This window comes from Rhizobium sp. Nf11,1, from assembly GCF_050587665.1.
Lineage (GTDB): Bacteria > Pseudomonadota > Alphaproteobacteria > Rhizobiales > Rhizobiaceae > Rhizobium.
In genome coordinates this window covers 112,364-120,120 of sequence record NZ_JBOBHU010000017.1, presented here as the reverse complement: position 1 = coordinate 120,120, position 7,757 = coordinate 112,364, and the positions used below count along the sequence as shown (strand labels likewise).

Genomic DNA, 7,757 nt, shown 5'->3' with positions numbered 1-7,757 from the left:
AAGCGCGTTGCGCTCGTAACGCGGCGTCCAGCCGCGCGCCATGCCGCGGCTCATCAGTCGTTCGGCCAGCGCCAGTTGCCGGCGCAGATGCTTGCAGTCGTCGAGCAGCGAACGGATCGCCGCCTTGGCATCATCGTCATGCCAGGCGAGCACGGCTTCCACTTCCCAAGCATCATCGGGTTCCAACCGATCAGGCTTGGCCTGACGGGATTTCAAAACCGGCCGCATCAGTTCAGCGCCAGCGGCAATTGGACCGGGCGCGGCAGAGGCGGCAGCGGACGGCTGAGTTCCACCTTTTTCTGCCAAGCGGCGCGGCGCTGCTGATCCCGCTCGCGGGCGGCGCGAGAGGCTTCGACGAGGGCAAGGGCGTCGGCGATCACCTGTTCCGCATGTGTCATGACCACCTCCAATGTTCCTGTTTTGTTCTAATTTAGACTTTTAGCTGAAGAAGTCAAGTGCGACGACGAGCGTGTCTTGGAAACGGGAACTAGGATGCGCCGCTGGTCAGAATGCGGCCGCTGGTCAGTCGGCGGCTTCTATGACGGCGATGCCCGCCTCCTGCGCAGCCCTGATGAAGACGGCGCGCACATGATCCGGCGAGAGATCGCCGGTAATCGCATCCAAGCAGGCCTTGACCGCTTCGAAATATTCTTCGCCGTCATCCACCGGCCAGTCACGGAGCAGCGTTCGCGCGGCATCCCACACTGAGTTGATAACGGCATAATGGCCGAGCCCCATGGAGGCCAGGCCTACCGGTCGAAAATTTGCCGTCTGTCTCACTTTGCTACAGCTTTTCCTCATTTCGGCGAGCTAACCGATACTTTGCAATTAGCATGCCGTTGGCAGCGGCCTTCGATCCTTGGCACCATGACCGTGAAAGACACGTCTCTCCCGGCGGGATCCGGCAGGCGACGCTTGAAACGGGAAACGTCTGAAGCTTCTCGAGGGGTTCCGGAACTCTCGCTATCAGCATTAAACGACCGATTATGGTAAATATCAGACTGAACTCATTACACCCACTCATTAAAATGACCAATATCCATGCATATTCTATCGGGCGTGCAGCAACGCGTTGCCTTCTCGGAAGCAACGCCTGGCAACGATCAGGCATTGATTGTCCGGAAGGTGGACGGGAATGAATCCAGATCGTACAATGCCATCTCTTGCACGCGGCGGATCTGGGAGGACGCGCGATGCCTATCTTCATGGACCGGCACTACCTCGAAGGAACGTCAGCCGCCGAGGTTGCCCAGGCGCATCGCATGGATATCGACATTCAGGATCGATACGGCGTCAAGTTTCTGACTTATTGGTTCGACGAGCGGCGCGGTACGGCCTTCTGTCTGGTGGATGCGCCCGATGTCGAAACCGTCCACTGCGTACATCGCGAAGCGCACGGTTTCGTCGCTAATGAGGTCGTCGAGGTGGCTCTGTCGGCTGTCGAGGCCTTTCTCGGTCGCATCAATGACCCCGATCCGGCGCCGGGCCAATCCGCGCCGCGGATGGATCCTGGCCACCGGGCGATCCTGTTTACCGATATTGTCGGCTCGACCGAGATGACGGCGCGCCTCGGCGACCGCATGGGGACGGAGCTGGTCAGGGCGCATGACGCAATCGTGCGCCGGTGCCTCGGCAAAAATTCCGGCCGCGAAGTGAAGCACACCGGCGACGGCATCATGGCCGCCTTCGCGGAAACGACCGCAGCCGTCGAATGCGCCATGGCGATCCAGCAGGAATTCCAGCATTACAACGGCAGCAAGGCCGAGCCGATCCATGTTCGCATCGGGCTCGATTGCGGCGAGCCGGTCGAGGACAGCAACGACCTCTTCGGCTCCACAGTGCAGCTCGCAGCCCGCCTTTGCGCGGCCGCAGCCAGTGACCAGATCCTCGTGTCGGAGAATATATTCCGGGAATTTGGCGCCGGCGACCTCTTTGCCCACGCTACGCGCCGGCGCATCAAGGGATTTTCGAAGCCCGTGCTGGTCTTCCGCTGCGATTGGGCGGGTGCCAGATTTGGCTAAAGCGCGTCGCGACGGGGGCGACGCGCATAGAGCCGGTGAAATCCGCTGAGACTGTTGCGGCATTCCGCGGCGCCGCAGTCTGTTATGACCGGAGATTCGCAACCGGACGCGCCGCTTATGACGTGGCGGCACGCCAGCTCAGATCGTCGCGAACAGACGTGGCTCTTCAAGCATTGCCGACGTTTCGATCGCCCATCCCCTCGAATTTGGGGCCGCTGTCGAGCATGCCAGACATCTTCAGAAAACGGCGGAAATTCTCGCGCGCGGCGCTGAGAGGAAATGCCCCCTTGGCGGTATCCCTGCACGCCTTCAGCAGAGTGTCGTATGCCAGACCTCGCTTGTCCTGCGGCCACTCATCCAGAAAATCGAAGATTTCGTCGAGACTTTTGATCTCGGCGACGAAATGCTGACGATGAAGAAAAACCGGCTCGAACCGAGCTTCCGACATAGTAACCTCCCATTTATATTACTTTTTTATGGAACAATATTACTGAAAATCGCCGATTTGTTCAAGGCGAAATCGCGATTAGTTCGCTAGAGAACACTATGAACTTCCTTCCATAATCGCAGAATAGCTCGAGCAGATTATCGGGATTGCAGGATCACGAGGGACGATCGCTCGATGATCGAAGCCATTTCCTATCAGATCAGCGTGATCACTCTCGCCGGTCCTCGCATCTGGTTGTATCGGCATGATAGATTGCCGAGACAAACCTCAGGAGAAGCTTAGATGACCCGATTCCTCACATTGGTCGCAACCGGCGCGATGATCGGTTTGTCCACGCTCATGTCTTCCTGCAACACCTCGCCAGCGAGGCAGGACCGGGAGGATTTTCAGTACCAGCGGGATACTTCGAGGAACCCGGCCTGCGCGGGTGGCTTCAGGCCCAGCAATGCTCGCTCGTGCAGCTATTGAAAGACCGGTTCGCCATTCAGAGGTTTGGCGCATCAGGAGGGCGACATCTTGACGATCGGGCGTTGCGCCTCGACGTGATCCGGCTCGCGACCCTCAGCGCGCACGAATTTTCCCAGTCTCTGAATTGTGTCGTTTTCGCATCACTTTCCGTAGGGTTGTAAATTCCCTCTTGGCAAGGGCGAATTGCTTCGCTACAAAACGCTACCGCTTCAGATCGAACATAAGGGAGGCGTTGAATGACATCAGCAATCATCGAAGCCTTCCCGTGCGGTATGTCCCGACGCTAGGTCATATCCATTCGCGGCTCGCCCCTAGCGCGCGCGATATGCGGTTTTTTCTCCCTTCACAGCCCGATTGATCTGACGGGATCACTTCGTCTTCCGCGTGGCTGCCTTTCAACTTTCGATTTTGAGGACCGGTTTCCGATACCGGCCGGGCTGGTTAAAATGACTCGCAAGAAGCTCGATTTCCGCGCCGATGCCTATCGTCACGTGCTCGGCTTTGTTTTTCATCATTGGCGCCACCGTGCTGTTCTGGTGGGCGTTATCATTGTGTTGGTTGCGGCCAGCACGCTTGCCGAGGTCATGGTGCCGGTGTTTTCGGGCCGGATCGTCGATGCCATTGCCGGCGGTCACACCGCCGACGGTGCGCTCAGCGCCTTCTTCGTCGTCGTAGTGCTCGGCCTCACCAGTGTCGTGCTGCGCTGGTTCATTTTCAACGGCATCATCCGGCTGACGCTGCGCATCATGGCCGATGTGGCCAATAACGGTTTCCACAAGGTGCAGCGTTTCTCGACCGACTGGCACGCCAACAGCTTTGCGGGTTCGACGGTGCGTAAGATCACTCGCGGGATGTGGGCGCTCGACTTGCTCAACGACGTGCTGCTGGTCGCGCTGCTGCCGTCAATCGTGATGCTGGTCGGCGCCAGTATGGTGCTCGGCAGCTACTGGCCGGTCATGGGCCTGATCGTGGCTGCAGGGTCGCTGGTCTATATCGGCGTGACGGTAGCGCTTTCCATGGGCTTCGTGTCGCCGGCGGCAAGGCTTGCCAATTCCTGGGACACCAAGCTCGGCGGCGCGCTCGCGGATGCCATCAGCTGCAATTCGGTGGTCAAGGCCTTCGGGGCTGAAAACCGCGAAGAAGCCCGCTTGCGCCACGTGCTGGGCAAATGGGACAGCCGCACGCGACGGACATGGAAGCGCGGCACCTTGAGCGGCACGATCCAGGGCATCATGATGGTATCCATGCAGGCCGGCATTCTGGGGACGGGCCTGATCATGTGGCGGCAGGGGCTGGCGAGCGCCGGCGACATCACCTTCGTGCTGGCGATGTTCTTCGTTCTGCAAGGCTATCTGCGCAATGTCGGCCAGGACATCCGCAACCTGCAGCGCGCCGTCAACGACATGGAGGAGCTGGTACTGCTCGACAGGATGCCGCTCGGCATCGAGGACAAGCCGCACGCCAAGCCGATCACGATCGGCGCGGGCGAGATCGTCTTCGATCGCGTCACCTTCCAATATGGCGCTCATCCCGACCCGCTTTACGAGGATTTTTCGGTCACCATAAAACCCGGTGAGCGCGTCGGCCTGGTCGGGCATTCGGGCTCGGGCAAGACGACTTTCGTCAAGCTCATCCAGCGCCTCTATGACGTGAACTCGGGCGCCATTCGCATCGACGGCCAGGAAATCGCCGAGGTCAGGCAATCGAGCCTGCGCGGTCAGCTCGCCATCGTGCAGCAGGAGCCCATCCTGTTCCACCGGACGCTTGCGGAAAATATCGCCTACGGCAGGCCGAACGCCTCGCGGCGCGAGATCGAGCAGGCGGCGAAACAGGCCAATGCACACGGCTTCATCATGGACCTGCCCAAGGGCTATGAGACGATGGTCGGCGAACGCGGCGTCAAGCTGTCGGGCGGCGAGCGACAGCGTGTCGCCATCGCCCGCGCCTTCCTGGCTGATGCCCCGATCCTGATCCTCGACGAGGCGACGTCGAGCCTCGACAGCGAAAGCGAGGTGCAGATCCAGCAGGCTATGGAACGGCTGATGGACGGCCGCACGACGCTTGTCATCGCCCATCGGCTGTCCACGGTGCGGGCGCTGGACCGGCTGCTGGTGTTCGACAAGGGCAGAATCGTCGAAGAAGGCGACCACCAGGCGCTGATCCGGCTCAACGGCGGCATCTATCGCCGGCTGTTTGAGCGGCAGGCGCTGGAACTGACCAAGGGCCTGGTGGCATAAACCGCCTTCTCCTTCGATATGTGCCTCAGTTGTGCGCTTAAGCGCCGATGACTACCCTCTCCCCGTTTCAAGGGGAGAGGGAACGTGCAAATGCAGCGTCGAAGTCGGGAGAAGCCGATGCGGGAGGCTCAATGCTCCGCAGCGAAGCCCGGGATCAGCGGATGAGGCTCAGGACAGAGCGAAGATCCTGACCTCTCTGCCGATGCCCTGAAGCTCCGCCATTCGTGAGGCCGATGTGATGCCGCTGTCGCGCAGGATCTCCGAGACATTGGTATCTTCGACCACCGTCTCGGTCGTCATGATCACATTCGGGTCGGCAAGGCCCTGGACGCGGGAGGCGATATTGACCGTCTGGCCGAAATAATCCTGCCTGTCGTTCAGGTTGACGGCAAGGCACGGTCCCTCGTGGATGCCGATCTTCAGCAGGAGGTCTTCGCTGCCGTGTTCGGTGTTCAGCCGGCGCATCGCCTCGCGCATCCTGAGCGCCGCAGCCACCGCCCGGTCCGGGCTCGGAAAGGTCGCCATCACGGCGTCGCCGATCGTCTTGACGACCGCGCCGGCCTCGGTGGCGACGATCTCGTGCAGAACGCGGAAATGCGCCCGCACCAGATCGAACGCGGCAAGATCGCCGACGCGCTCATAGAGCGCGGTCGAGCCCCTGAGATCGGTGAAGAGGAACGTCAGGCTGGTGATCTTCAGGCGCTGGTCGACGTCGAGCGTATCCGTCCGGTAGATGTCACGGAAACTCTGGTTCGTCAGCAGGCGCTTGGCCGTCAGAAATGGCCGCCTGCGGCCCAGGAGGTCGTGCAGCTCATCGCCGGCAATGCAGACATTCGGCACCACCCGGCGATCAGTGTGGTTCTCGAGAGTGAGCCGCAGCAAGCCGGGACGCAGCGTCACGGTTTCGTTCAGAGCATGCCCGCGGCTGATGACCATCGAGAGGTTCTGGCGTTCGTCGGCGGGTTCCCCCTGCACATCGATGAACTGGGCCGAATGGGTCACCGCATCGAAGATGATGACGAATTGCGCCGGCAGCTGCAGCGACACGAAGGCCTTCTCGCCCGGGGCCAGCTCGATCAGTTCCAGCAGGATGCGGTCGAACCTGGCTTCGAGGTCCTCCGGCAGGTCGACGCCGGAGCTGAAGAAAATCTGGCGGTAATATTCGAGAGGCGGCAGCCGGTCTGGCTCGTGGGCGGCAATCCTGCGCACGCGCGGACTCACCGTGAAGGTGACCTCGACCATCTCGTCGAGGGTCGGTTCGTATCCGGCTGCGCAGAGGGCGCAATGATAGGTGTCCTGATTGACCCCCTTGAGGGTTGCGCCGCTGTCAAGGACGCCGCCGCATCCCGGGCAAAGCACGTTCCAGGTCATCTCAAAGGCGCCGATTCGGGCTGCATGCAGAAAGGCGGCGATGGTCTTTTCTGCATCGAGATGATGCTTATCGGCGAAAGCGAGCGCATTGATGCGATTTAGATCGCGATCATGGCCATGCTTCACGACATTTTCGATGCACTCGACCGTCTCAGGGTCAGCCGCCTGTCGCAGGCTGGCAAAAAGCACGTCCATTTCGCTCATCGGACAAGTCTCTGTGCTGACAATACGGCTCATGACGTCAGTCCAGGGATGATAACACGGGACATTCCCAATAGAAATCGACCGGGCCGGGCGCCGCTCGCCACCGATAGGCCGGGTCCGGCGGCGCCCGAAAACCGGACGGGATCGTCCGTTTTGCAGTTGCGCCACCACCCGCGAAAATCGGTGGATCTCGTGCACAAAAAGCGAGCTTCACCGCCCCCGCTTCCGCTACAGTCACTCGTTTCGGCCTCTCGGGCCTGGTCGCAAAGGAGAAACGATGGATCGTCTCGTCGGCGCGGATGAAGAGGCTGAATCGGCAGATCGAGTTGACGAGGCCGATCGTGCGGCTGGTCTTGCGCGCGATATAACCGCGATCAAGATCGGCGACTGTCTCCTGGGTTACAAGGCCGTGCAGCGCCGAATGCGAGGCGGCCGCTGGAACCATTTTCGCGGCCGGATGCGCGAGATCGAGAAATTGATCCGGCATCGTCATGGCGAGATCGTGCCGGAGGCGGATGACGCCTTGATCTATGTCGAGGTGATCGCCGGCCTCGCCTTCGTCGAGTTCGGGGAAGGCTTTGTCGAGGTGGTTCTCGGCTGGGCGCTGCCCTGGGCCGGGAAAGCCGCCATAGAGGAAATCATCTACGAGCGGACGAAGGTGCGCTTTGCTGCCCTCACCGCCGATGCACTCGGTCACGCCCTGCATCTGAGTTATGCCGAACGCAGCGCGCTCGACATTCGCACCATCGGCGCCTTCGACGTGCCGAAGGCGAAAAGAGCAAAACTGCAGAAGGAAAAGCGGCGCCAGCGCGAACGAAGCCGAAAGGAAGAGCAGCGGCGGGCCGCCGGCGCCGTTTCCAGGGCCGACTATCTCGACAACTCCCTCAGCGCAGCCCGCCCCTGGGAGGCCTTCGGCATCAGCCGCCGCACCTGGGAGCGCCGCGGCAAACCGATGCCGGAGCCAATGCCAGACGGCGCGCCGATTTCGCTGGCCGCTTAGCGCTGCGG

Annotated in this window: 8 protein-coding genes; 3 read left to right on the top strand and 5 right to left on the bottom strand. The window is 61.0% G+C overall.

Annotation, left to right across the window (positions count from 1 at the left end):
• From ACQ7C1_RS23140 to ACQ7C1_RS23130, 3 genes are all read right to left on the bottom strand, one after another.
• On the bottom strand, positions 1-228 hold a 228-nt coding region (locus ACQ7C1_RS23140), incomplete at its 3' end, for a hypothetical protein (protein WP_430959928.1).
• On the bottom strand, positions 228-398 hold the full coding sequence (locus ACQ7C1_RS23135; protein WP_176536259.1) for a hypothetical protein: 171 nt from the start codon (positions 396-398) through the stop codon (positions 228-230). The genes ACQ7C1_RS23140 and ACQ7C1_RS23135, both read right to left, overlap by 1 nt.
• Positions 399-522: 124 nt before the next feature.
• Positions 523-780: a DUF982 domain-containing protein gene (locus tag ACQ7C1_RS23130; protein ID WP_085778099.1), complete on the bottom strand. Its 258-nt coding sequence runs from the start codon at positions 778-780 to the stop codon at positions 523-525.
• Between the two features lie 413 nt (positions 781-1,193).
• Here ACQ7C1_RS23130 and ACQ7C1_RS23125 point away from each other — a divergent pair, with 413 nt between their 5' ends.
• Positions 1,194-2,021, top strand: coding sequence for a nickel-binding protein (locus ACQ7C1_RS23125; RefSeq protein ID WP_430959927.1), 828 nt, complete (start codon positions 1,194-1,196; stop codon positions 2,019-2,021).
• Between the two features lie 166 nt (positions 2,022-2,187).
• Here ACQ7C1_RS23125 and ACQ7C1_RS23120 read toward each other — a convergent pair whose 3' ends face one another.
• On the bottom strand, positions 2,188-2,469 hold the full coding sequence (locus ACQ7C1_RS23120; protein ID WP_085778097.1) for a DUF982 domain-containing protein: 282 nt from the start codon (positions 2,467-2,469) through the stop codon (positions 2,188-2,190).
• A gap of 914 nt (positions 2,470-3,383) precedes the next feature.
• Here ACQ7C1_RS23120 and ACQ7C1_RS23115 point away from each other — a divergent pair.
• Positions 3,384-5,174 carry an ABC transporter ATP-binding protein gene (locus ACQ7C1_RS23115; protein WP_430959926.1) on the top strand — a complete coding sequence of 597 codons (1,791 nt, stop codon included), beginning with the start codon at positions 3,384-3,386 and terminating at the stop codon, positions 5,172-5,174.
• A gap of 168 nt (positions 5,175-5,342) precedes the next feature.
• Here ACQ7C1_RS23115 and ACQ7C1_RS23110 read toward each other — a convergent pair whose 3' ends face one another.
• Positions 5,343-6,749, bottom strand: a complete 1,407-nt coding sequence (locus tag ACQ7C1_RS23110; RefSeq protein WP_430959925.1) for an adenylate/guanylate cyclase domain-containing protein — start codon at positions 6,747-6,749, stop codon at positions 5,343-5,345.
• Between the two features lie 277 nt (positions 6,750-7,026).
• Between ACQ7C1_RS23110 and ACQ7C1_RS23105 the strand changes: the two genes are divergently transcribed.
• A complete protein-coding gene (locus tag ACQ7C1_RS23105; protein ID WP_430959924.1) occupies positions 7,027-7,749 on the top strand; it encodes a hypothetical protein in 723 nt (240 codons plus the stop codon).
• Positions 7,750-7,757: the final 8 nt, after the last annotated feature.